Source organism: Flavobacterium cutihirudinis (assembly GCF_003385895.1).
In the GTDB taxonomy this organism is placed as follows: Bacteria; Bacteroidota; Bacteroidia; order Flavobacteriales; family Flavobacteriaceae; genus Flavobacterium; species Flavobacterium cutihirudinis.
On record NZ_QRDQ01000009.1, the window covers coordinates 217,618 to 243,514 of the forward strand.

Annotated in this window: 20 protein-coding genes; 13 read left to right on the top strand and 7 right to left on the bottom strand. The window is 33.5% G+C overall.

Annotated elements, in window-relative coordinates:
* Positions 1 to 15: 15 nt before the first annotated feature.
* Together pfkA and BD847_RS11950 are read right to left on the bottom strand one after the other, a co-directional pair.
* The gene (gene pfkA, locus BD847_RS11945) at positions 16 to 1,002 is read right to left on the bottom strand and encodes a 6-phosphofructokinase (RefSeq protein WP_115888505.1); all 987 of its coding nucleotides are present in this window, start codon (positions 1,000 to 1,002) and stop codon (positions 16 to 18) included.
* A gap of 307 nt (positions 1,003 to 1,309) precedes the next feature.
* Positions 1,310 to 5,800, bottom strand: a complete 4,491-nt coding sequence (locus BD847_RS11950; protein WP_244201594.1) for a translocation/assembly module TamB domain-containing protein — start codon at positions 5,798 to 5,800, stop codon at positions 1,310 to 1,312.
* Between the two features lie 206 nt (positions 5,801 to 6,006).
* On the opposite strand from BD847_RS11950, the gene tsaD reads away from it, so the two are divergent.
* From tsaD to BD847_RS11985, 7 genes are all read left to right on the top strand, one after another.
* Entirely contained in the window at positions 6,007 to 7,029 is a 1,023-nt protein-coding gene (tsaD, locus tag BD847_RS11955; RefSeq protein WP_115888506.1) for a tRNA (adenosine(37)-N6)-threonylcarbamoyltransferase complex transferase subunit TsaD, read from the top strand.
* Between the two features lie 3 nt (positions 7,030 to 7,032).
* Complete coding sequence (locus BD847_RS11960; protein WP_115888507.1) at positions 7,033 to 7,746, top strand: 16S rRNA (uracil(1498)-N(3))-methyltransferase; 714 nt, start codon at positions 7,033 to 7,035, stop codon at positions 7,744 to 7,746.
* Positions 7,747 to 7,891: 145 nt separating this feature from the next.
* Positions 7,892 to 8,530, top strand: coding sequence for a DUF4159 domain-containing protein (locus BD847_RS11965; protein WP_115888508.1), 639 nt, complete (start codon positions 7,892 to 7,894; stop codon positions 8,528 to 8,530).
* A gap of 11 nt (positions 8,531 to 8,541) precedes the next feature.
* A complete protein-coding gene (locus tag BD847_RS11970) occupies positions 8,542 to 9,036 on the top strand; it encodes a TrmH family RNA methyltransferase (protein ID WP_115888509.1) in 495 nt (164 codons plus the stop codon).
* Positions 9,037 to 9,159: 123 nt separating this feature from the next.
* A complete protein-coding gene (locus tag BD847_RS11975; protein ID WP_115888510.1) occupies positions 9,160 to 10,251 on the top strand; it encodes an AI-2E family transporter in 1,092 nt (363 codons plus the stop codon).
* Positions 10,252 to 10,253: 2 nt separating this feature from the next.
* Positions 10,254 to 11,435: a THUMP-like domain-containing protein gene (locus BD847_RS11980; RefSeq protein ID WP_115888511.1), complete on the top strand. Its 1,182-nt coding sequence runs from the start codon at positions 10,254 to 10,256 to the stop codon at positions 11,433 to 11,435.
* 2 nt (positions 11,436 to 11,437) lie between these two features.
* Complete coding sequence (locus BD847_RS11985; protein ID WP_115888512.1) at positions 11,438 to 12,001, top strand: hypothetical protein; 564 nt, start codon at positions 11,438 to 11,440, stop codon at positions 11,999 to 12,001.
* On the opposite strand, the gene BD847_RS11990 is transcribed toward BD847_RS11985, so the two are convergent.
* Positions 11,998 to 12,651 carry a M15 family metallopeptidase gene (locus BD847_RS11990; protein ID WP_115888513.1) on the bottom strand — a complete coding sequence of 218 codons (654 nt, stop codon included), beginning with the start codon at positions 12,649 to 12,651 and terminating at the stop codon, positions 11,998 to 12,000. The genes BD847_RS11985 and BD847_RS11990 overlap by 4 nt on opposite strands.
* Positions 12,652 to 12,825: 174 nt before the next feature.
* Between BD847_RS11990 and BD847_RS11995 the strand changes: the two genes are divergently transcribed.
* A complete protein-coding gene (locus tag BD847_RS11995; RefSeq protein WP_115888514.1) occupies positions 12,826 to 13,344 on the top strand; it encodes a hypothetical protein in 519 nt (172 codons plus the stop codon).
* Positions 13,345 to 13,422: 78 nt separating this feature from the next.
* On the opposite strand, the gene BD847_RS12000 is transcribed toward BD847_RS11995, so the two are convergent.
* On the bottom strand, positions 13,423 to 14,526 hold the full coding sequence (locus tag BD847_RS12000; protein ID WP_115889010.1) for a fatty acid desaturase family protein: 1,104 nt from the start codon (positions 14,524 to 14,526) through the stop codon (positions 13,423 to 13,425).
* A 301-nt stretch (positions 14,527 to 14,827) separates the two neighbouring features.
* Here BD847_RS12000 and BD847_RS12005 point away from each other — a divergent pair, with 301 nt between their 5' ends.
* From BD847_RS12005 to BD847_RS12020, 4 genes are all read left to right on the top strand, one after another.
* On the top strand, positions 14,828 to 15,190 hold the full coding sequence (locus BD847_RS12005; RefSeq protein ID WP_115888515.1) for a hypothetical protein: 363 nt from the start codon (positions 14,828 to 14,830) through the stop codon (positions 15,188 to 15,190).
* Between the two features lie 225 nt (positions 15,191 to 15,415).
* Positions 15,416 to 16,507, top strand: a complete 1,092-nt coding sequence (locus BD847_RS12010; protein WP_115888516.1) for an efflux RND transporter periplasmic adaptor subunit — start codon at positions 15,416 to 15,418, stop codon at positions 16,505 to 16,507.
* Between the two features lie 50 nt (positions 16,508 to 16,557).
* Positions 16,558 to 19,674, top strand: coding sequence for an efflux RND transporter permease subunit (locus BD847_RS12015; protein WP_115888517.1), 3,117 nt, complete (start codon positions 16,558 to 16,560; stop codon positions 19,672 to 19,674).
* 190 nt (positions 19,675 to 19,864) lie between these two features.
* A complete protein-coding gene (locus BD847_RS12020; RefSeq protein WP_115888518.1) occupies positions 19,865 to 21,361 on the top strand; it encodes a TolC family protein in 1,497 nt (498 codons plus the stop codon).
* A 107-nt stretch (positions 21,362 to 21,468) separates the two neighbouring features.
* On the opposite strand, the gene BD847_RS12025 is transcribed toward BD847_RS12020, so the two are convergent.
* The 3 genes from BD847_RS12025 to BD847_RS12035 all read right to left on the bottom strand — a co-directional run bounded on the left by BD847_RS12025 (position 21,469) and on the right by BD847_RS12035 (position 25,110).
* Entirely contained in the window at positions 21,469 to 23,211 is a 1,743-nt protein-coding gene (locus tag BD847_RS12025; protein WP_115888519.1) for a CocE/NonD family hydrolase, read from the bottom strand.
* 127 nt (positions 23,212 to 23,338) lie between these two features.
* The gene (locus BD847_RS12030; protein WP_115888520.1) at positions 23,339 to 24,055 is read right to left on the bottom strand and encodes a LytR/AlgR family response regulator transcription factor; all 717 of its coding nucleotides are present in this window, start codon (positions 24,053 to 24,055) and stop codon (positions 23,339 to 23,341) included.
* Positions 24,052 to 25,110: a sensor histidine kinase gene (locus BD847_RS12035; RefSeq protein WP_115888521.1), complete on the bottom strand. Its 1,059-nt coding sequence runs from the start codon at positions 25,108 to 25,110 to the stop codon at positions 24,052 to 24,054. Before BD847_RS12035 ends, BD847_RS12030 begins: the two co-directional genes overlap by 4 nt.
* Before the next feature lie 205 nt (positions 25,111 to 25,315).
* Between BD847_RS12035 and BD847_RS12040 the strand changes: the two genes are divergently transcribed.
* On the top strand, positions 25,316 to 25,876 hold the full coding sequence (locus BD847_RS12040) for a Crp/Fnr family transcriptional regulator (protein WP_115888522.1): 561 nt from the start codon (positions 25,316 to 25,318) through the stop codon (positions 25,874 to 25,876).
* Positions 25,877 to 25,897: the final 21 nt, after the last annotated feature.

Genomic DNA, 25,897 nt, shown 5'->3' on the forward strand with positions numbered 1-25,897 from the left:
CTTTTATTTATAATGTTATGTCGACATAATGTCAGACACTCTTAATAATTCTCTATCAATTTCAGATTTACCTTTAATTGCTTGCTCTAATGGAGTAAGAGAAACTTTATCTTCACGCAAACCAACCATATAATTTGATTTACCTTCAATTAAAGATTCGACAGCTTTAACTCCTAAACGGCTTGCTAAAACACGGTCAAAACAAGATGGAGAACCACCACGTTGCATGTGTCCCAAAACTGAAACCCTAACGTCGTACTCAGGCAAATTAGCTTCAACATAATCTTTTAATTCGAATACGTTTTTACCAATTTTATCTCCTTCAGCAATTACTACTATACTTGATGATTTTCCTGATGCTTTACTTTTTTGAAGTGAGTCTAACAATCTGTCTAACCCTAAATCTTCTTCAGGAATAAGAATTTCCTCAGCTCCTGCACCAATACCGGCATTAAGAGCAATATGTCCGGCATCTCTTCCCATAACCTCTACGAAGAATAAACGGTTATGCGAACTTGCTGTATCTCTAATTTTATCGATACAATCTACAACAGTATTTAATGCTGTATCATACCCTAAAGTATGTGTTGTTCCATAAATATCATTATCGATAGTTCCTGGAATTCCCATTACCGGAAAGTCATATTCTGAATTGAATATTAATCCTCCTGTAAAACTTCCGTCACCACCAATAACAACCAGAGCATCAACTCCAGCTTTTACAAGATTTTCGTGGGCTTTTTTTCTGCCTTCCGGGGTTCTGAACTCAACTGAACGAGCCGATTTTAAAATCGTTCCTCCCTTGTTTACAATATTATTTACACTTCGAGGGCCCATTTCTTTAAAATCACCTTCGATCATTCCTTGATACCCTCTATAAATTCCTATGCATTCTATATTATGAAAAGCACATGTTCGAACAACTGATCGTATTGCAGCATTCATTCCTGGCGAATCTCCTCCTGAGGTAAGAACACCAACTTTTTTTATTGTTTTTGGCATTATTTAAGTATTAAAGTGTAAAATTAGCAAACATTCACCACTTTTCGGGTTATGATTGTAATAAATTAATAAAATCTGTTAAATTCAAACGTTTTCGTTAATAAGTTTTTCTATTGCAAAAAATTCATTTAAAATAATAAAAGCTACTTATTTTAATTAAATCTTTAAAATTAACAATACATTAATGAAGTGTTACAAAACTGATACGTTTTTTATATGGCGGAAAAAAAATTGGGATTTTAAAAGTAGGCATAAAAAAACCATTATGCGAATAATGGTTTTATAATTTAGTATTTTTTAACACAGCTTAAAAATCTTCATTGTCAGGAATTAATCCCTGATTGTTATTTTGAGGCTGAGGCTTTTTCTCTTCTTCTTTTTTCTCAGATTTCTTTTTATCCTTCTCTGCCTTCTTATTGCTATTGAAGTTAATATAGTCCGGATTCAAATTTGAGTCTTGCAAATCATCAGAAGTTTTCTTTATCGTGCGTTCCAATTTATGATCCTTAAAAAGCTTATTCACCAATTCGCTGAAAGTATCAAAATCGACTTCATAAGAAATACCGACTCCTTGTGTATATCCGATACCCTGACCTACATAATTAATATCATTTTCTTTATTGAACAAACGTAGATTCATAGATCCATCTTCATTTACTCTGTAAAGGATTTCAATATCACCAACAATCGCTGACTCATTTACACCTCCAACCGGTACTCCAACTTTTCCGTTTATGGTAATTTTTTCATTAATCTGCGATGAAATATTAGCAACAAACTGACCATCGGCTTCCTGCCCCAACCTTTTATCTGCAGAAATATAATTTAAATCAATATTTACTTTATCGCTGTCGGATTTTATAATTCCTCCCAACAAACTTGAAGCCGTCTCTGTAAGTGTTCCTGATAAGTCACCCTGACTAAAACCATCCGTACTCATAAATGAACCTGTAGACAACAAATACAAAGCCTGAGTCTGGCGTATATCTTTATCATCCAGTTTATATTGTATCTCCGATTTCAAGACATTACTTACCGATGGAAACTGAATATCAAAGTTAGGATCAGGACTAGTTAAATCTCCTCTTAAACCAATAACAACTTCTACTGGAACTTTTTTGTTAAATGACGAAGTATTATCCAAAAGTACAGCAGGATTTGCCGATGTTTTGTAAACGGCTTCCAGATTAAGCTGCGCTTTCATCGGGTTCCCTTCCCAAATAATCGATCCGCCTTTCTTAACAGAGAATTTTTTATCGATTAAACCTCCGTATTTAAAATTATAAGTTCCTTCGTATGCCTGGAAATCTCCCCACATATTAAATTTACCAAGCGTATTGATTTTAAACAATAACGATCCGTAACCTTTTCCTTTCATACCATGACCTGAATTTCGATCTAGTATAACTTCAACTTCTGCATCTGGAGTAATGTCAAAATCAAATTCCAGTTCTAATCCGTTATAGTTTCTTGTTTTTTCTATAATACCATTTGCAAGATTGTATTTTTCTTTTGGAGTAACAAAATGAATCCAGCTGCTTTCTCCAACACTTTGCGCATTATTAATCGGAATCTTTACTTCCGTACCTTTCTCCGATTTTGCATCTACTTTTATAAATAAACCTTCAGTAGGTCCTTTAATACTTGCTGTTCCGTTAATAAAGGCGGTACCAAAATAAGCTGCATCTTCACTGTCTTTTGTGTCAAGTGCCAATAATCGTTTTGAAGTAATCGTCAAATCCAGTTTCCAGTCGGCAAAATTATTATGCTCGATTGTTCCATTCAAAAGTCCTTTGGTTTTGTATTTTGTATCTGTTAACTGATTGTTTCTGAACAAAAACTTTTCATTGGTCAAATCAATTACAGTTCGATCACTGAGTTCGTAGTCTGTATTTAGATACGGAATTGTCATTCCGGCTTTTTCAACGTACAATCGCCCGTTAATTTCAGGCTTTTTAGCATTTCCAACCACAGCGGCATTTCCGGAAACGGTACCTCTCACATTTGATAATACCTCACCTCCCACTGGTCCTAAAGTAGCTAAATTAAACCCTTCAAGTTTTAAATTAAGATCTAAGACGGTTTCTTTATTTTCTATAGCAAAAGTTCCCCAAGCTTTAAATGATTCAGTAAAATCATTTTGTATCGACGAATTGACCACAAACTTTCTCAGGTTTTGATCTCCGGATATATCAAATTTCAAAGTTCCTAATTCGGTTTTATTCAAATTAAGATGATCAATAACAATTGCTGCAGTTGGCTGATAAACATCTTTATTTTGCTTGAAATTAACATTTCCATTCAGGTTACCATTAAAGACAAACTTAGACGTTAAAGGTGTAATTTTATTAATATCAACATCTTCAAAATTCAGGACGAGATCTTTATAATCGTTTCCTTTAATAACACCATTTAGGTCGATTTTCTGATTTTCATGTGATAAAACAATATTATCAATGGTAAAGTTTTTAAAGAATTGGTCGAAAACAATCTGATTATCTTTTTCTGCATCTTCATTCAAATACCATATATAGTCTTTAAACTTCATTTCGGACTTTTTAATTCCGACTATATTATTTTTGTTTTTATCAATGGTATGAAACAAATCCAGATTAAAATAATCTTCGCCTTTTTCTCCTCCTTTAAATTCTGAACGAACATATAAGGTATCTTTTGCCGTAACATTAATTAAATTAAAATCGCGTATTTTATAATAAGGCGTTTTAATACTATCTAATTCAACGTAGGCATTATAAAGTGTGTTTTTATTATCAACGTTGATTCTGATATTATCAAAAGTATTTTTTGCCAAGGTTATTTTCTGTGATTTAAATCGGAATTTAAACTCCTGCAAATCGGAGTCGATTTTACCACGAACAACCGTCGAAGAATCAATATTGATTTCAGGATACAACATTTCGACCACTTTATTGTATACATGAAAATTAAAGCGAAGAAATTGTCCTTTTCGCAGTGGATAAGGCTTATAGTTGGTATATAAACTTCCTACCGAATTCATCACCAATTTTCCCAATTGATCAAATCGGAACTTACCCACAATTTTTCCATTTACGACATCGGTTGAATTAATGGTAATTGTTCGCAACCTGTCATCATCAAAACTAGAATTTACAGTAAGTTCATCAAATGCATAAGTCGATTTAGGGTTTTGGTAAACAGCATCTTTTATATAAATATTTCCATGAAGCGTTTCCAACGAATTACCAGACATTTCAACAACAGCATCTCCGGTAAAATTAGAAATAGAATCCTTAACGAATTTAAGCTTTCGCAAATTAGCATTCTCCACATTAATATGGAAATCATATTTGTTTTCACGCGTGCTTAAATCGACCAAACCATCAAAGGTCATATTTAAATTTGGGTCATTTACAGAAAGTTGGCCTTTATAATAAGGAAGTTTAAAATTTCCGTTTACTACAATATTATTATAGGTGTAGTTATTATAATCAAGCTTTGCAATATCACCTTTTATAATTGTATTTAGATATTTCGAAGTAAACCCTTTTCCGTCGACATCTAAATTAAGAGTAGTTCTTTTAATATCTTTTCTGCTTAACAACGCACCAACATCAAAATTATCCAATATAATATTTCCCGAATAAGAGGCTTTATCAATAAAGTCCATATTATTCATGTGCAAATCAACCTCTCCGTTTCCTAAATCAGTAACCATTTTAAACTTGGCTTCAAGATCTGTTGTCGAAACTTTTGCTTTCCCGACAATATGAAACTTTCCAATTTTCTGAAGCTCTTTTGGCAATTTTTTCCCAAGAACATTTGGCAACAGCACTACAAGATTATCGTAGCTGGAAATAAGTCTGTCAAACTTGCCATCCATTGAAAACTTCTGTGTTTTATCGCCTAAAAGATTTTTAAAATTGATGTTTCCGACAATTCTCGAACCATTGGTATCGCTTAACCGAAGTCCTTTTAGATTTAAATTATTAAGCGTTCCTCTAAGTTTCGTTTTTATTTTAAAATGTTGATTTTTTCCTAAACCATCATAGAAATAACGAATATCATTTGACGCAATCGAAGCCGAATCAAGTGCAACATTAAACTGAACTTTATCTGTAAAATGAAGAAAATCTTCCACTTTATAATTCAAAATAGCCAAACCATATATGCTTGATCTTTTTGTTTTAATAGCAAGATTCTCAACCTTAATCTGTTTTTTAGTATAACTAAATTTTCCAGCAAAATTAGAAACATATAATCCTCTGTGATCTAAAAATGAAAATCGATGTATGGTAGTATTTACATCCGGCCCATATAATTTAAAATCACTTATATAAGCATTCAATTTAGTGAAAGCAAGAAACTTAGGCGTGTTTTTATTTTCATCTGTAACAGAAAATGCTCCTTTAGAAATATAAGCATTTCGGGCTGTTAGAAGGAAATGTTTTTTTGATTTGGATGGTTTTCCGGTTTCAAAAAGTTTTATAAACTTGTTGATATTATTTTCATCCTCGTTTTTATAGGTCTTCAGATTAAAAATTAAGCCTGTCAAACGCAGGTCTCCAAAAATCAAATCACCATCCATTAATCTTTTCAGACTTAAAATATCGGTTGCAATAATATCAGAATAAATCAAAGTCTTTTTATGATGATCATAAATCATGACTTTTTTAAGTTTTACTCCACCAAAAATATTAACTGCAACTTTATCAACATGAATATCTGTTTTAAAATCGCTGTTTAAAGATTCAGTAACATAATGTGCAATCTTTGTCTGTACGGCAGGCAAAGACAGTATGATAGCAAGTGCTAACAAAAGTAAGATTAACCCAATTAGGGTTCTGGATACTATTTTCTTAACTTTTTTGATAGCTGCTTTAATTTTAGTTTTCTTTTAAATTCATTTTGAACAGCCAAAGAACGACTGTTTTGATAAAAATTCTTTAATTTTGGCTTCTCCTTACAATCAAAGAAAATTTAAAATTTGATTTGTCAAATATAATTCAAAATTTGTGCCTTTATATGCAAAATTCAGAGGTTTTTATTCTTGCCATCGAAAGTTCCTGCGACGATACTGCCGCCGCAGTTTTACATAACGACAAAGTTCTCTCAAATGTTGTAGCCAATCAATTAATTCACAACCAATATGGCGGTGTTGTTCCAGAGTTGGCTTCCAGAGCGCATCAACAGAATATTGTACCGGTTATAGACGCTGCACTTCGCAAAGCAAATATACAAAAAGAACAGCTAACCGCGATTGCTTTTACGCAAGGACCCGGCTTAATGGGTTCATTATTGGTAGGAAGTTCTTTCAGTAAATCATTATCGTTAGCCTTAAACATTCCGTTAATTGCTGTCAATCATATGCATGCTCATATTTTAGCGCATTTTATAGATGAAGAAGGTTTTGATAAACCTGAATTTCCTTTTTTAGCGTTGACTATTAGTGGCGGACATACCCAAATTGTAAAAGTAAAAGGTTTTTTTGATCTTGAAATTATCGGCGAAACAACCGATGATGCTGTTGGTGAAGCTTTTGATAAAAGTGCAAAGATTCTTGGACTTCCTTATCCAGGCGGACCTTTGATTGATAAATATGCAAAAGAAGGAAATCCGAAGGCATTTACATTTACAAAACCAAAAGTTCCGGGATTAGACTTTAGTTTCTCCGGATTAAAAACGGCGATTTTATATTTTATTCAAAAAAACAAACAGGAAAACCCAAATTTCATCGAAGAAAACTTAAATGATATTTGCGCTTCCATTCAACATACGATTATCGAAATTTTGATGGACAAATTGAAATTGGCTGTCAAAGAAACCGGAATTACACAAATTGCAATTGGCGGAGGTGTTTCTGCAAATTCAGGAATTAGAACAACTTTGAAAGAAAGCGAAAGCAAATACGGCTGGAAAACTTTTATACCAAAATTCGAATACACTACAGATAACGCCGCAATGATAGGAATTGTAGGCTACCAAAAATATTTATCAAGCCGTTTTGAAGATGCGTCGGTAGTATCAAAAGCGCGAATTCAATTTTAAATTATGCAATTATTTTACAATCCGAATATCGACGAAACGACTGAAACTTTTTCTTTTGATAAAGAAGAAAGCCGTCATATCATAAAGGTACTGCGCAAAAAAGACGCCGACATTTTGCATGTTACAAATGGCTTAGGTTTATTGTTTGAGACAGAAATCACGCTGGCATCTGATAATAAATGTATTGTAGAAGTACTTTCTATACAAAAATCTCCTGAACCAAAATTCAGCTTGCATTTGGCTGTTGCTCCAACTAAAATGAATGATCGTTTCGAATGGTTCTTAGAAAAAGCAACCGAAATAGGAATTCAGGAAATTACGCCTATTTTTTGTGATCGTTCTGAACGAAAAGTAATCAATGCCGAACGATTTGAAAAAATTATTTTATCAGCAATGAAACAGTCCAATGAAACTTTTTTTCCAAAATTAAACCCTGCGATTTCATTTAAGGAATTCATCAAACAAAAAAATAAGGGACTGCAATTTATTGCGCATTGCGAGGAAACAGACAAAAAATCGCTAAAAGAAGCCCTGAAGCCAAATGAAAATGTAACTTTATTAATAGGTCCCGAAGGTGATTTTTCTGAAAAAGAAATTGCGTTGGCAATCGAAAATAATTTTCAGCCTGTAACTTTAGGAAATACGCGTTTACGTACTGAAACTGCTGCTGTTGTGGCTTGCCATAGTGTTGTGTTTTTTAATGAGGTTTCGAATTAAAACCACAATTATACAATAGCGTTAAGTTTGTCATCTCGAGGAACGAGAGATCACACTAGCAGCTCCACAAAGATTGGCGATATAGCATGAGGAATTTCTAGTGCGATTTTTCCTTCGTCGAAATGACAAAAACATATAAAATTGTATGAAAAAAATATTCTTGTTGTTTTTATTGATTTCTATTTCTTCCTTTTCACAGGAAATTGCTTTACTGAAATACAGCGGTGGCGGCGATTGGTATGCAAATCCGACATCATTACCCAATTTGATTCGTTTTTGCAATTCAAATATCAATACCCGGATTAAAGCAAAACCTTCAACGGTCGAACCAAGTAATCCTGATTTATTATCGTATCCTTTTGTGCATATGACAGGACACGGAAATGTTGTTTTTAGTGATGCCGATGTCACGAATCTTCGAAATTATTTAAATGCAGGAGGCTTTCTTCATATTGATGATAACTACGGAATGGATCAGTATATTCGAAAAGAAATCAAAAAAATATTCCCAAATAATAATTTAATTGAAATTCCTGCCAATCATCCGATATTTCAAAAACCATTTTCTTTCCCAAACGGATTACCAAAAATTCATGAACACGATGGTACGCGAGCTCAGGCATTTGGTATTTTCATAGAAAACAAATTGGTTTTGTTATATACTTATGAATGTGATTTAGGTGATGGTTGGGAAGACCCGGAAGTTCATAACGATACTTCAGAGGCAAGAGATAAAGCTTTAAAAATGGGCGCAAACATTATCAATTACATTTTTACAAACTAATTTTTTTTAAAGTGCAACTTACTCATAACGAAAATCAATTTGAAAGAAAAACTTTTCCGATAACTTTGGTTTGTGATCATATTTATTTTCAACAAAATATTGGTTCGCTTTTTAGAATTAGTGAAGCTTTTGGTGTTGAAAATATTATTTTTTTAGGAAAAGATATTCCGCTTACGCCGAGAAAAATCAACAAAACTTCTCGTAGTACACATCTTCATGTACCGCACAGAATTATTGAAGAAACTCCAGATTTGATTTCTTATCTGCAAGAAAACAATTTCGAAATTATCGCGCTCGAAATCACGAGCAATAGCAAAGCTTTAAAAGAAGTACACCTTCCCGAAAATCAAAAAATCGCACTTTTAATTGGAAGTGAAATCAATGGAATTTCAGAAGAACTTCTAAAAATTGCACATCAAATTGTACACATAAACATGTTTGGAAAAAACAGTAGCATGAATGTTGTACAAGCTGCAAGTATAGCGTTGTATGAACTTACTTCGTAAGCAACTATTTTAGAATCTAAAAGCCAAAAATAATACTATTGAAAGCGAGATCTTTGTATCTCGCTTTTTTTGCACTAAAAAATTTAAAAGCTTTTTCCTATATTTATAATCTAAAATACACCTATGATAACATCAAAAATTATTTCAAACGGAATTTTAAGAGCGCTAACAACTGTGCTGGCTGTAGGAGCTGTTTTATATTTTTTATACGAAATACAAACTGTAATAGTCTACCTCTGCATTTCATTAATTTTATGCCTGATTGCAAATCCGTTGGTTATGTTTTTAAAAAACAAATTAAAGTTTAGCAATTCACTTGCCGCAACAACGGCAATTGTACTTTTTATAGGTTTGATGATTGGTTTTATTCTTTTGTTTGTGCCTTTGATTATTTCGCAAGCCAATAATTTATCACTTTTAGACACTAATCATCTTCAGAAACAATTTATAGAAACAGAAGAAAGTTTAGAGGCCTATTTCAACATAAAACATGTTGATTTGAATAAAATGCTTAACGCCTCAAAGGTAACTTCGATGCTTGACTTTAACTATTTCACCAGTTTCATCAACTCGATCATGAATTTTATGGCAGATATGGGAATGGGATTGGTTTCAGTATTTTTTATAACTTTTTTCTTTATCAAAGATCAGGAAGCTTTTAAAACAAGTGCAAGAAGAATACTTCCGGATACAAATGAAGATAAGATTCTAAATTCGATTGCAAAAATCAACCATTTACTGACACGTTATTTTATTGGGTTACTTTTACAACTAACGGTTGTCTTTATTTTATACCTCATAGTTTTGATCATTTTTGGAAATCAAAATGCGTTTGTCATTGCATTTTTATGTGCCATTCTAAATATCATACCTTATATCGGTCCAATTATTGGGACAATTTTGGCCGCTCTTTTAACGATGATTAGTCTAATTGGAAAAGATTTTCAGTCGGAGATTTTACCTACGACCATTTACGTTGTTATAGGCTTTTTGTTGGTTCAGGCCATAGATAATAACATTAGCCAGCCTATAATTTCATCAAAAAGTGTAAATTCGCACCCACTGGAAATATTCCTGATTACTTTAATAAGCGGTATTACTTTTGGAATTGTGGGAATGATTATCGCAATTCCGGTTTACACGATGTTGAAAGTAATTTTAAAAGAATTTTTTCCGGACAATAAAATCGTATCCGTATTAACCGAAAGAATATAGCATTGAATACTACTATTTTGCATCCAGACATTCAGGATTTTATATCCCAAAATAGTAGTGTTTCAATTACAAAATTAGCCCTTCAGAAAAATCCTTTTCCTGAAGTAGATTGGATTTTAATTTTAAATCAGATTGAGGCAAAAACGAAAGCCAAAGATAAACTTCCAACTTGGTTTAAAACCCAAAATATTATTTATCCAAGCAAAGTTTCAGTCGAACAAACTTCTTCTGAAAAAACAGCCGATTATAAATCTTCTTTAATCTCAGGAAAAACCTTAATTGATCTTACAGGAGGTTTTGGAGTTGACGATTATTATTTTTCTAAAAAATTCGATATTGTAGACCATTGCGAAATCAACGAAGAATTGTCTGCAATTGTAAAACATAACTTTCAACAACTGGAAGTTGAAAATTGTTTTTGTCATGCAGATGATTCAGAAAATGTTTTAAAAAATTCAGAACAAAAATGGGATTGGATTTACATTGATCCTTCTAGAAGAAATGATGCGAAAGGCAAAGTTTTTATGTTAAAAGATTGTCTGCCAAATGTACCAGAATCTTTAGATTTTTATTTTGAAAAAACCGATTCTATTTTAATTAAAACCTCACCTTTACTGGACATATCAGCTGGTTTATCAGAATTAAAGTTCGTCAAAAACATTCATATTATTGCGCTAGAAAATGAGGTAAAAGAACTTCTTTTTGAAATTCATAAAAATTATACTGGCGATATAACCTTGAAAACTGCCAATATTCTAAAAGAAAAAATCGAAACTTTTGAATTTATTTTAGATAACAAATCTGAATTCCCTTCGTATGAGTTGCCTCAAAAATACCTGTACGAACCCAATTCTGCTATCATGAAATCTGGCGGTTTTGATGAAGTAAGTACAGCTTTCAAAATCGGTAAACTTCATAAACATTCTCATTTATATACTTCAGAAGAATTAATTACTTTTCCGGGACGCGTTTTTGAGATAGAAAAGATGATTCCGTACAGTAAAAACGAAATGAAAAATGAGCTTTTAAATCAGCAAGCCAATATTACTACCAGAAATTTTCCGGAAACGGTCGAAAACATTCGAAAAAAGTGGAAAATAAAAAATGGAGGAAATAAATATTGTTTTTTTACAACTGATAAAAATGAAAGCAAAATAGTTTTAATTTGCAGAAAAATAACTTAAAAATGAAACAACTAATTACACTAACTTTTTTTCTATTAACCTTTACCGCTTTTGCTCAGAAACCATGCGAATACAGTGTAAATGTAACTGACTCAATTGGAACTTACAAAGTGACTCAAGAATATCTTATAAGTGAGAAAAACTTTGGCGGAAGCTCTAATTATGTTTTCTTTTCTCTGGCACAAACCGATGGATTGCCAACACTTAATCTTCAGCTTATTCAAAAAAGCAAGGATTTTATTAAAGCAAACTGTTTTGATAAAAACTCAAGAGTATTTTTGCAATTGCTTAATGGAAAAGTCGTAACATTACTGCATATTGATCAGGAAAACTGCGGTACTTTGATTCATAATAACGGATTCGACAATCGTGTTACTACAGGAATTTTTATGTTCATGAAGGAGAATTACGAGGAACTTAAAAAGTCTCCGGTAACAATGATGCGAATTAAATACCTGACAGATGTCGAAGATTATATTGTAAAAAGCGAACTGACTTCTGAAATGAATGGAAAAATCTATAATCCTGATACTTACTTCATAAAAAACATCAGTTGCGTCGATTAATTACAATCCCATTTTTGATTGGCAACTTTATCTTTTAAACCCGTTTTTAAATTATAATGCCACCATTCCGAATCAAATGAATTGAAACCGTTTTTGATCATTATTTTCTTCAGAAACTTTCGATTTGCCTTTACTTCTTTTGGAAGTTCTGTATAATTATGGCTCGCTTCGATTCCAAAAAAATCAAAAGTAGTTCCCATTTCAACTTCTTTTCCGGCGGCATCGACCAACGAAATATCTACGGCTCCTCCTCTATTGTGGATGGAGCCTTTTTTTGGATCTGCCACATACTTCGGATTTGATACGATTTCCCACATTTTCTTCTGAATCGATAAGGGTCTGTAGCAATCGTAAAGCTTAATTTTAAATCCTTTTTTCTTAAAATCATTATTCGCTGCGATCAATGCCTGAACTGTTTTTAAACGCAGAAAACACTCAGCGCAATCATAAACTTTGGCTTTCAAAAAATTATCTTCTGTCGCATATTTCATATCATAAACAAAATCAGAACTAAAATCTTTAAGATTGACAAAAGTGGTATCTGCAATTTCTTGTTTTATCGGACTTGCATAAGCTTCATTTTGAGCATTTGAAGAAATATTCCAAAAAAGAAAGCCGGCAACAAAGAAGAATTTAAAAAATTGTGACATGAGGTTTATGATTTAAAAATTGAAATTAAACAAAAAAACGGAATCTAAGGTTTAATATTTTACATTTTGTAAGCTGTTTCTCTTCTTCTTTTAAATAATTATTTGATGTTTTTTCATTAAATTAGCTAAACAAGACTTTATCAATCAATTAGTTAATTCAAAAACAAATATGATATGAACAAAAGAACGAAACATTTATTTATCATCGCATTGAGTTGTTTTACAATACTATCATGTAAAAAAGAAACCATTAAAAGTATTCCAACAACCGACTCCACTTCAATACGAACCGAAGCTTTAAAAACAGATAGTACCGTTTTAAATCCTGTAGACTCTTTGTATACTTTAGTAAATAAAAGCGTAATTGGAACCCAATTTCTAACTAAAAGCAGTCTCGCTCCAAGAATAAAAACACTCCTTGGAACTAATTATGATGAAATGGTAAAAAACTGGAATACAGAAACCCCCTTTGAAAAACAAGAAAACATATTACATGCATGGGGTTGCAAACAACACGATTGCAGTACATATTCTTACGATCTTTTTATTGATGTAAAGAACAACAAAATCAATGTTTACAAATTCAGCGAGTCCAAACTCACTGAGTTTAAAGAAGATAATTTCGATATTGTACTTAAAGATGCATTTTTGAAAGATTTTGAAACTAAAAAAGGTAATGCTGAAGTTAAGTAATCAGTTTTCAGTTTTTAGTGTTCAGTCACAGTTTAATCAGAGACTGAACACTAAAAACTGAAAACTGAGCACTTATATCTAAATCTCTCCCATCATCATGATATTTTCCTGAACACCTTTGTCTTTCAACATTCTAAAATGTGAACGAACGGCGTGATAAAAAGGATATGAAGTATATGGAAGATCATACTCTTCTGCATAACGCATTATAATTGGCGTAATATGTGGATAATAAGTATGCGCTACTCCCGGGAAAAGATGGTGCGCCACATGATGCGTAAAACCTCCATATAAAAAATTTGCCAGCTTGCTGTTTGTACTAAAGTCCTTGGTCACAATCATTTGATGCATTGCCCAGGTAGCGGAAAGATTTCCGTTTTCGTCTGTTCCTGGAAAATGGGCATCTTCGTCAACATGTGTAGAAACAAGTGCAACAACACCAAGAGCGCTTCCGCATAAATGCATTGCAAACCAACCACCTAAGACTATATACCAAGGCTGATTCAATACCAACATTGGAAGAAAAAGCATATAAAACATATTTACAATTTTTGCTGCAAACAATTTATATACTTCTATAGTTGGAATTTTCTCCACCACTTTTTTGACATAATTATTTTTGGTTCCGAAAAAGTCTTTAAAATCACGAATATAAATCCAATTTAGACTATATAATGGATAAATCATCCACATATAGATATGTTGATATTTATGATAATTAAATAACGGGCTATTAGGAAAAATTCTAATAATATCGCTTTGCTTAATATCAACATCCCAATCCGGCACATTTGGATAGGCATGATGAAGATTAATGTGACGACGCGTCCAGAGCCAGTGATTTCCACCAAAGAGTTCCAAAATATACATGAAACGCTCATTATAAATAGACTTTTTAAAAAGTGCTCCATGAGCTGCATCGTGAAAGGCATTTATAAAAAGCATAATCATCGTAACACCACACAAAATATAAAACAGGAATAATAATGGAGTACTGTTTCCGAACAGTAAAATACAGGAATAAAATAAAAAATAGAGAACAACTAGTCCAACAGACTTAATAATGTTGAGACGGTACAAAGATGAATTTTGTAAAACAGTTTCGTTTACTTCCGCACGCAGTTTTTTAAAAAAATCATCAGTACCAGCTTTGACATAAACTGGGCGTTTTAATTTTTCCATACTATTTGTTTTTGCTGAAATTGTCATATCAAATTTAATAAAAAAAAGTTAAAACTCACCACTTCAGAACATTACAAATAAAAAAAATATAATAAAAACTTTACATAAAAAAACGATAATCAATATTGAATGTAAAATCTAATTATCGTCTGATTATCGAAAAAACTGCAGATGAAATTTGCTTTAAGAATGTCTTTTTTTTGGAAAATTTTAAGAATCGTTACTTTTCAAATTACTATATTTGGCACCGCCCATAAGGCGTTCCAAAAATTTTCAGCCAAAAATTACTGTTGTATTTTAAATGAAACATTATTATAAGTTTATATATGTCGTTTTAGTTTTACTGCTTTCTTTTTTTAGAAGCGCAGAAACTTTTACGCAACCTATAAAACTTAGCCATTGTATTGTTCATGACAGTGTCGCGGCAGATGACACACTGCTTTCAACTTCAGGAGTATCTTCAGACAGAAGTCTGGAAATGCATTACACAGTTAAAAAGAAAATAAAATCGAGAGCAACTACTTTAGAACAAAGTACAATCAAAGCTCCGTATTTTAGCAATCTGATAAACTTCAAGCTTTACAAAAGAAGCTTAATTTATGGTATAGCTTCAATATACCAGATTCAAAGGCACAGTCACCTTCACTTGTACCAACTTTTCTAGGCTTATTTTTTTAGCGTTTTTATATTTTCAGTTCTTTTTCGGAACAATGACTCTTTGTATCTGTTATCGAATTTATTTTACTATAAAAACATTCCTTAAAACCAATACTTCCCGTTAGTCAGGAAGCATTTGGACGTGTTCCTTTTTATCAAATTTCAACATTTTCACTCCTTATATTGAGCATAAGGAGGGCACCATATTTATATAATTTTTTAAAACCTAATCATGAATATTTATAAAAATCACTTTCTATTATTTACATTGGCTTTATTTGTTTTAGTCTCGTGTGGAGACAAATCCAAAAAAAACGCCAAAAACATAAAAACACTTCCTGTATATAAAGTTACCCTAAGAGACACCATCGTTTCTAACAAATTTGTAGCCGATGTACATGCTAAAAATAATGTCGAAATTCACGTTCGTATTCCAGGTTTACTAGACAAAGTATACGTAAGCGAAGGACAAAAAGTAAAAAAAGGACAAATCCTTTTCAAAATAAGCGATGTCGAACTCCAAATACAGCTTTTAAAAGCCGAAGCCATTTATAAAAGCGCTAAAGCAGATTTAAGAATCGCAACCGTAGAATTAGAGCAAGCACAAACTCTTTTTAATAAAAAAGTAATTGCAGATAAAGAATTAGAATTATCTAAAGCAAAACATGAAGCCGCTTCCGCGAAAGTAGCACATGCTGTCGCAGAACGAAAAGCGATCAACCAGCAAATTAGTTTTACCACAATCCGCGCGCCGTTTGACGGAACTGTTGACCGAATTCCGTTTAAAGAAGGAAGTCTTATTGAAAATGGTTCATTGCTAACGACCGTTTCTCAGTTAGATGACGTTTACGCTTATTTCTCAATTCCTGAAAACACCTATTTCCAGATGATGGAAGACAAAACCTTAAACACACAAGGCGATATCAAGTTAGTATTGCCAAACGGAATGGTTTACGGACAAAAAGGAGAACTGAGAACTGCCGACGGAGAAATCGACAGACAAACAGGTTCGATTCAATACAAAGCAAAATTTCATAATCCACAAGGATTTATCAAGCATGGAACTTCAGGCAAACTGATTATTTCAGAGCCTAAAACCAATGCAATTTTAATTCCGCAGAAAGCTGTTTTTTCCATTCAGGACAAACAATATGTATTCCGCGTGAACAAAGATGGAGTAGTTAAAATGACCAATGTTACAATTGAAACTACTCTTGATGATGTATACATTCTAAATGACGGTCTAAAAAGCGACGACCTGATTGTACAAGAAGGTACACAATCATTAAGAGACGGTGACAAAATCAACATGAAACAAATGTAGGTTATCGACTTGTAAAACAGTTATTTAATTATTTATCTAAAAAATTTAAAATGATAGAGTTATTTATCAGAAGGAAAATATTGTCATTAATCATCTCGGTTATGATAGTCCTTTTGGGATTACTGGCGTTGTTTCAGCTTCCCATTACCCAATTCCCGGATATTGTTCCACCGTCTGTAACCGTTACAGCAAAATATACAGGAGCAAACGCAGAGGTTTCGGCCAATGCCGTCGCCCTTCCGTTAGAAAGAGCCATCAATGGTGTACCTGGAATGACGTACATGTCGACCGTAACTTCAAATGATGGTTTAACCTTAATTCAGGTTTTCTTTGAAGTAGGAACCGATCCCGATCTTGCTGCCGTAAACGTACAGAATCGTGTAACTACAATACTTGACGAACTTCCGGAAGAAGTAATTCGCGCCGGAGTTACAACCGAAAAAGAGGTAAACAGTATGCTGATGTACCTCAACATTACAAGTACGGACAAAACGCAGGACGAGCAGTTTATCTTCAACTTTACTGATATTAATATCCTTCAGGAATTAAAACGTATTGACGGTGTTGGACGCGCGGAAATTATGGGTCAGAAAGAATATTCGATGCGTGTCTGGCTGGATCCCCAAAAGATGCTTTCATATAATATTTCGGCAAATGAAGTGATTAGTTCACTTCAGAAACAAAACATTTCTGCTGCGCCGGGTAAAGTTGGTGAAGGTTCTGGACAGTTGGACAATCAATTGCAATATGTAATAAAATATGGTGGAAAATTCTTCGAACCAAAACAATATGAAGATGTCGCTTTAAGAGCCAATTCAGACGGAACAATCTTAAGATTGAAAGATATTTCGAAAATTGAATTTGGTGCCATGAGTTACGGAATGGTTTCTAAAACCGATGGAAAACCTTCGGCATCAATTATGCTAAAACAACGTCCGGGTTCGAATGCTTCGGAAGTTATTGCGAGCGTAAAAGAAAAAATGGCCGAATTGAAAATTTCATCTTTTCCTCCGGGAATGGAATTTAATATTGCTTATGACGTTTCGCGTTTCCTTGATGCTTCAATTGATGAAGTTTTAAAAACTTTGGTTGAGGCTTTTATCTTGGTAGCTTTTGTGGTTTTCCTTTTCCTTCAGGATTGGAGATCGACTTTAATTCCGGTTCTTGCTGTTCCGGTTGCACTTATTGGTTCGTTTACTTTTATGTCGATGATGGGATTCTCGATTAACTTATTGACACTTTTCGCTTTAGTACTTTCTATCGGAATTGTCGTCGATAATGCAATTGTCGTCGTCGAAGCCGTTCACGTAAAAATCTCCGAAGAACACATGGAACCGTTACCAGCAACAATTAGCGCCATGAAAGAAATTACCGGAGCCGTTATTGCAATTACGATTGTAATGGCCGCTGTATTTATTCCGGTTGCATTTTTGAGTGGTCCGGTTGGTGTTTTCTACAGGCAGTTCTCGCTGACTATGGCAATTAGTATTGTTATTTCCGGAATCAATGCACTTACACTTACTCCTGCCCTTTGTGCTATTATGTTGAAAGCACATGATCCAAATAAGGAGAAAAAATCGCTATTAGACCGATTCTTCTATAAATTCAACAATTGGTTTGATAACATCACATCAAAATATATTAAAGTATTAGTAAAATTCGCTGATCGCAGCACCGTTACAATTGGTTTATTAGTATTGTTTTGTTTATTAACTTGGGGTACAACAAAATTTTTAGCATCAGGATTTATTCCGACTGAAGATCAGGGAATGGTTTATGTGAGCGTTACGACTCCGCAGGGAGCTACTGTAGAACGTACTGAAAAAGCATTAGACGAAGTCACAAAAATTGCAAAAGGAATTAAAGGTGTTGACAACGTAACGACGCTTGCTGGATACAGTATTGTTACTGAAATCGCCGGAGCTTCTTACGGGATGGGAATGATCAACTTAAAAGACTGGAACGACCGTGATATTTCGGTAACCGAATTTATGGCGGAACTTACAGAAAAAACAAAAAACATTGCCGACGCACAAATCGAGATTTTTGCTCCACCAACGGTTCCCGGTTTTGGAAACACCAGCGGTTTCGAACTTCGTCTATTGGATAAATCCGGAGGAAGTATTACTAATACAGATAAAGTAACCAAAGAATTCATTAAAGAACTAAATGCTTCACCGGAAATTCAGAATTCATTTTCGAGTTTTGACGCCACTTTCCCGCAGTATTTAATTCATATTGATTATGATCTTGCGGCTAAAAAAGGAGTTTCAGTAGATAACGCTATGAGTACTTTACAAACCATGTTAGGTTCTTTTTATGCGACCAATTTTATTCGTTTTTCTCAAATGTATAAAGTAATGGTTCAGGCAAGTCCGCAGTTTCGTCAAAATCCGGAAAGTATTCTGGATATGTATCTGAAAAATGATGCTGGCGAAATGGTTCCGTTTTCCACTTTCATCAAATTAGAAAGAGTTTACGGTCCTGAAGTTTTAACGCGTTATAACATGTATATGTCGGCAATGATTAACGGTGAACCGGCTGAAAGTTACAGTTCCGGAGATGCCATTGCTGCGGTTGAAAAAATTGCAGCCGAAAAACTCCCGAGTCGTTTTGAACTCGAATGGTCAGGTATGACACGTGAAGAAATCCTTTCAGGTAACCAAACCATTTACATTTTTGCTTTGTGTATTTTATTCGTCTACTTATTACTGGCGGCACAGTACGAAAGTTTACTACTTCCGTTCCCTGTACTCTTAAGTCTTCCTGTGGGAGTTTTTGGTTCTTACATTGCGCTTGTAATAGTTGGATTGGATAATAATATTTATGCTCAAGTAGCACTCGTCATGTTGATTGGTCTGCTCGCCAAAAATGCCATTCTGATTGTTGAATTCGCAATGGCACAGAATAAATTAGGCCAAGATATTACCGAAGCAGCAATTGAAGGCGCGAGACTTCGTTTCAGACCTATTTTAATGACTTCTTTTGCTTTTATTTCCGGATTGATTCCGTTATGTATCGCTTCTGGAGCGGGTGCTATTGGTAACCGTTCAATTGGAACCGCTGCTGCGGGAGGAATGCTGATTGGAACTGTGTTTGGTCTTGTGATTATTCCGGGACTTTACATCTTGTTTGCCAAACTTGAAAAACGAATGAATAAATCTTAATGTGTCATTTTTTAAACACATAGAATCATAGGATTTAGAGAATCTAAAAAAGGCGTTTCACTAGCATAAATACACATAGCTATGTGTTAGAAACTAGTTTCTTTCAATTCCCTTTTCGACAAAAGAAAAATCTATGTTTCTATGTGTTAAATAAAAATCACAACACAGATTGAACAAATAAATTAAAACAATGAAAGAGATATTAAATCAATATAAAAATGCTGATATGCATTTTCTAAGGACAACCAAAAGTGCCGTCATAATAACCGGAATTTTACTTTTGACAGCTTGTTCTGCACCAAAAGTCAGTGATAAATTAAGCGCAGCAAAGCTTCCTGAAAATTTTGATGCCGAAAGAAAAGCAACTGCAAATGAAGCAAAACCTTTTATTCCATTAAAAACAGAAACCTTTTTTAAAGATCCGAAGTTAGATCAATTGCTAAAAAAAGCGGTGAGTCAAAATCCGGATTATTTAATTATGCAGGAAAGAATTTTAATTGCCAATTCGCATTTAAAAGTAGCTAAACTGGCACTTCTTCCCTCTTTAGATTTGGTTGCTGATGCTTCGGGAACGCATTACGGAAAATATACAATGGACGGAGTTGGTAACTTTGATACTAACTTTTCTCAGAATATTTCCGAAAAACAAAGAATTAATGAAGATGTTACGCCTAACCTATTTTTAGGTGCAAAAGTTTCCTGGGAAGCTGATATTTGGGGCAAACTAAGCAATCGCAAAAAAGCGGCACAGCAACGTTATTTTGCTTCGGAGCAAGGAATGCGTCTTCTGCAAACACGTCTTTTAAGCGATGTTGCCGATTTGTATTTCAAACTCATCGCCTTAGACAAACAAGCTGCGATTTATGATAAAAACTTAAAAACGCAGGAAAAAGCGCTTGATATTGTTTCTGCACAAAGATCGGTTGGAAAAGCAACAGAATTGGCTGTACAACAGTTTAATGCGCAAAACAATAACATTCATGCCGAAGCTGCAGAATTAAAACTGAATATAGATCAAACCGAAAAAGCTTTATTAACGCTTCTTGGACAATACGGCGGTAAAATCGAAAGAAGCGCGGACTTTTTATCCGGACATCTTGAAGTCTTAAATCAAAAAGTAAGTGTAGATTCTATTATTCACAAAAGACCGGATGTATCCGAAGCTTATTTTGAATTGCTAGCCAGCAACGCCGATGCAAAAGCGGCGCGCGCTGCCTTTTTTCCAACATTAAATCTGGGAGGATATGCCGGTTTCAATTCGTTTTCGTTCAGCACATTTTTTGATGCGGGATCTTTCGCGTGGCAATTATTGGGCGGAATAACAGCTCCTGTTTTTAACAAAGGACAAATCAAACAGGAATTTTATGTTTCTAACAGAAGACAGGAAATCTCATTTCTTCAGTATCAAAATACGATCACAACGGCTTTCAACGAATTAAGTGCTTTACTGCATCGAAATGAAGCTTTTGAAGATGTTTTGAAATATAAAACGAATGAAATCGATCATCTGGAAATTGCCGTAAACGTTTCGAATGATTTGTACTTAAGCGGTTATGCCAATTACTTGGAAATCATTAATGCACAAAAAAATAAACTGGACGCCGAACTCGATTTTGTTGACATCCAGTTAAGAAACGCAAACTCTCAAATTCTGCTTTATAAAGCTTTAGGCGGAGGAATAAATTAGTTTAATTTTTGGTCAAAAATTGCCGTTGTTTATAATAGCTCATCGCAACGGTGATTTTATGTCCCATTTCTTTTTGAAATGGGATTTTTTTTTTGACCAAAACCAATTTACTTCCAAATCGGTATTTTTACAAAACTGTCATTGTACCATTTTATTTTCAACGGTTCTTTTGCATCTTTAATGGTTTCTTCGCTTACCTCTTTTCCAGTTCCATAATTCAGTTCTGAAAATGCATTTTTATTCACATTTAAAGTAATCAACAACCGACTTCCTTTTCTCAATTGTTTACTAACTAAATGTGTATTAGAAAAAGTAAACGATTCAATTTCATTCGGTTTCAGTAAATTTCGCTTTGTAATATCTTTAGCATAACTGGCGCGGCCAATAAAATAAGCCAAATGAAAATAAGAACCGTCCGGCATTACTTCATATAAAGTCACTCCTACATCCAAATCTTTTTTATTGCTGCTCAGTTTTATTTCACCGAGAAAGGAACCATTAACCAACAAAGGTTCTTTCAGAGGATCACTGATAAAAACAAATCCGTTAGTGGTATCAAGTTCTTTTCTAATAATGGGATCCGGATAATAATCATTATTACTAATTTCCCGATTCGCAAAATCGACTTCCTGATATAAATAATTCTTTTTTAGCGGTTTATTCGAACTCAAAGAATAAAATTTCCCCGCTTTTGCATCCGACAAGTAAAACTTTAAAAAACCATTACTCATTTTTTCAATAGAAGGCGCACTTCTCCATTCATTCGCGCCCATCACCTGATAATTAATTTTATCTTTTAAAATTGCTGGTTTTGGTCCATTTTTCAGAATATAATCAAACCACTGATACGTTATTTCCGGCGTATTAATGAGCGCATTTGCATCTACTTTATAGTCATTCAGTATTGGATTTCCTTCTCTTTGTGCACCGAAATGACTGTACGGACCAATAATTACATACGGCCTATTTTTCGGATTATATTTTTGAAGTTCCTTCAAATAATATAAACTCGAATTTTGCGAATCATTATAATAACCGTCAATAATTAAAATCGGAATATTTATCTGAGCAAAATCTTTTTTATAAGGTGTCATTTTCTGCCAATATTTATCAAAAGAAGGATGCTTTAACCATTTCTGAAAAAACCTATTAGGACTTTTATCAATACTATCCATTTTATTATAAGCAACTCCGGTTTCCCACCATTTAAACTGCATTTTTCTGAAACGCTGTCTGTCATTTCCAACTATTGTGTCCAAATATCTGTTATTCCCAACATAAAAAGACCATTCGTAATTCGGATTTATAAACACATTATTTTCCATTGGCCATCCCAATCCAGGTCTGTTTGCCACATACGGAACTATTGTTTTCAGCGCCGGATGCATCTTTTTACAAGCGGCCCATTGCGTAAAACCATTGTAACTTCCGCCATACATTCCTATACTTCCGTTGCACCAACTTTGCTTGCTAATCCAGTCGATCACATCATACGCATCATCACCATCATTTTCATATGGAAAAATTTCATTTGGACTAAATCGCTTTCCTCTGGAATAGGCAATTACGCCAACATAATCATTATCGACGGCTTTTTTTAAGGATTTAAGATCTCTTCCGTTATCCGAAACATAAATCGTGAATTGAAATATCACAGGTTTTGGTCCAGAAACTCCTTTTTTTCGGACTACAATTGCCGATATCAAAGCGCCGTCACGTGTTTTAATCATCACGCTGTCCTGAATATCATAAGCGCTTTTGAGCTGCTCGAATGAAGTTAATTTTCTTTGTTGAGAAAATAGATTCGATACAATTAAAATAAAAATTATAAAACTAAAAACTGATTTCATGGAATAGATTAGTTTGGTTATTTATAAAAAATAGAATTCCTGAAACAATATGAAAACCAACAATTACACTTGCAATTGATTGTATTTTCACTTGTCTTAAAAAAAAATTACGCTAAAAAAGAGTATTTTAAATTCCGTTACTGTTTTTAAATTTAACGGATTGACGTTTCGAAACCTTCAGCAAATGACCAGTTTTAAGTTTTATTTCCAGTCCGCCTTCGGTAGTTGTATTGACTTCTTCAATGAATTTAATATTTACAATTTCGGTTCTGTTTATTCTGAAAAAAACAGTCGGATCAAGAAATTCCTCCCAATGACGGAGCGAACGTCTCTGCAAAGCTTTTTTATCCTGAAAAAAAAGCCGCGTGTAATTTTCAAGAGATTCTATTAAATAAATTTCATCCGTTTGTATAAAGAATCGTTTTTCACCATCTTTAATAAAGATTTTTCGATCTTCAGCTACAGCACTATTTGAAGCTTTTACTTTTTCAGCATTCCTTATTTTTTCAATTGCTTTTGAAAATCGCTCTTCGCGAATTGGTTTCATCAAATAATCCAAAGCATTGACCTCAAACGCCTGAACCGCATATTGATTGTACGCTGTAACAAAAAGTACTTCAGGAACATAATTCAAGCTTTCCAACAAATCAAAACCGGATTTTTCAGGCATTTCAATATCTACGAAAATTAAATCCGGTAATTTTGCTTCAATCAGATCTTTTGCATCATCCGCATTTTCTGCCTCGCCAATGACAATAAAGTCTTCATATTCCTGCAATGCCTGTTTAATTTCTTCCCTTGACAAACGCTCGTCATCTACGATAATAACTTTTATTTTTTTCATTTTGATGGCAGTAAAATCGTTGCTAAAACCGTTTCGTTTTCTAATTGTTTAATTTCAAAAAAAGCGGCCGAATTGTATTGCAACGCCAAACGCTCTTTTAGATTCGTCAGTCCAATTCCGGAATTTTTATTTTCCGAATTTAATTTTCCTGAATTCTGAACTATAATTTTTAAGAAATCCTGCTCTTTTCTGACATTCACGAATATAAATCCTCCATTTTTTCTTTTTTCAATTCCGTGTTTTATAGCATTTTCAACGAGTAACTGAATACTAAAAGGCAGAATTAACTGATGGGATAAATTTACTTCAGTTTCAATTTGCACATCCAGACGCTCTTCAAACCTTATTTTTTCTAACTCGAGATAATCCCGAACCAGATTAATTTCTTCTTCTAAAGTTATAAGTTGCCCTTTTGTATTATCTAAAGAATTTCTCAACAGTTCAGACAAAAGATCAATGGCGCGTCTGGCCGATTGCGGATTTTCTAAAACCAGATATTTAATATTATTTAAAGAATTAAAAAAGAAATGCGGATTAAGTTGTGCGCTTAAATTACGCAACTGCGCTTCTTTTATTGTAATCGATAATTGGGCATTTTCTTTTACGGTTTGTAATTCCTGTCTGGAATAATGATAGAGATGATACGCCAAAATCCAAATCGACATAAGTCGGGTTCCGGTGATAAAAAGCTGTAATTGAACCGATTTTAAAAACTCCAAAAAAGGAATCGCAGTTTCTCCAAAAACAAACAAACGAATCAGATGAAGTTTCGCAGCTATCAAAAACATATACAAAAACGAAAGCAGCAAAACGCTTAAAATCATTCTCCCTATCAGTTTTTTCAAATTCAGTTTATTCCATCCGTTTCTTAAAGCAAAATTTCTGTAAAGATGAGTTAATCCGATTCCGATAGAAACATCCAAAATTAAATCGGCAATACCAATTTTCCAGATAAAATGACCACTCATGAAAGCTGTAAATCCCCAATATAGAGAAGCTGTAATCCATCCGATTAGCTGAATTTCCCAATAGGTCGATAGTGTTCTTTTACTCATTTTCGAAATAAAATTTACTGATACTTTAGTAAAGATATTTCTCTAATAATGAATGGACAAATAAAAGTACATGAAAGAAAAATTTTAGGTGACGAATGAAAAATACCGACTCTATTTCCTATTTCCGTACAATATTTTTTTGAATGAAATTTTCTGCGCATTGCTACAACTAGTATCTTTATTCAAAATTTGAAACGAACAGCAAATGGATATTTCCAATATTCTCGACCATATCTACAAACTTCCTGAGTCATCATTGGTCGAATTGCAAAACAATGTCAGCGAAATAACTTTCCCAAAAGGGCATATTTTATTAAAAGCCAATAAAGTAGAAACTAATATTTACTTTATAAAAAAAGGATTAGTGAGAGCTTACATAGAACGTGATAATGAGGTTACTTTCTGGTTTGGAAAAGAAGGTGAAACCATTATTTCTATGAAAAGTTATGTTGAAGATCAGCCTGGATATGAGGCAATAGAACTTTTGGAGGACTGTGAATTGTACGAACTCAAAACCGAAAATCTGAGAAAACTCTTTAATGAAGATGTTCATATTGCCAATTGGGGACGAAAATTTGCAGAAAAAGAATTGATTAAGACAGAAGAACGCCTGATTTCTAAACAATTCAAAAATGCATCTGAACGTTATCTGGAATTAATGAAAGATCATCCGGAATTAATTAAAAGAGTTCAATTAGGACATATCGCTTCTTATTTAGGAATTACACAAGTAAGTTTAAGCCGAATTCGGGCCGAATTAAAATAATTTCATTTTTTATCATTTGTT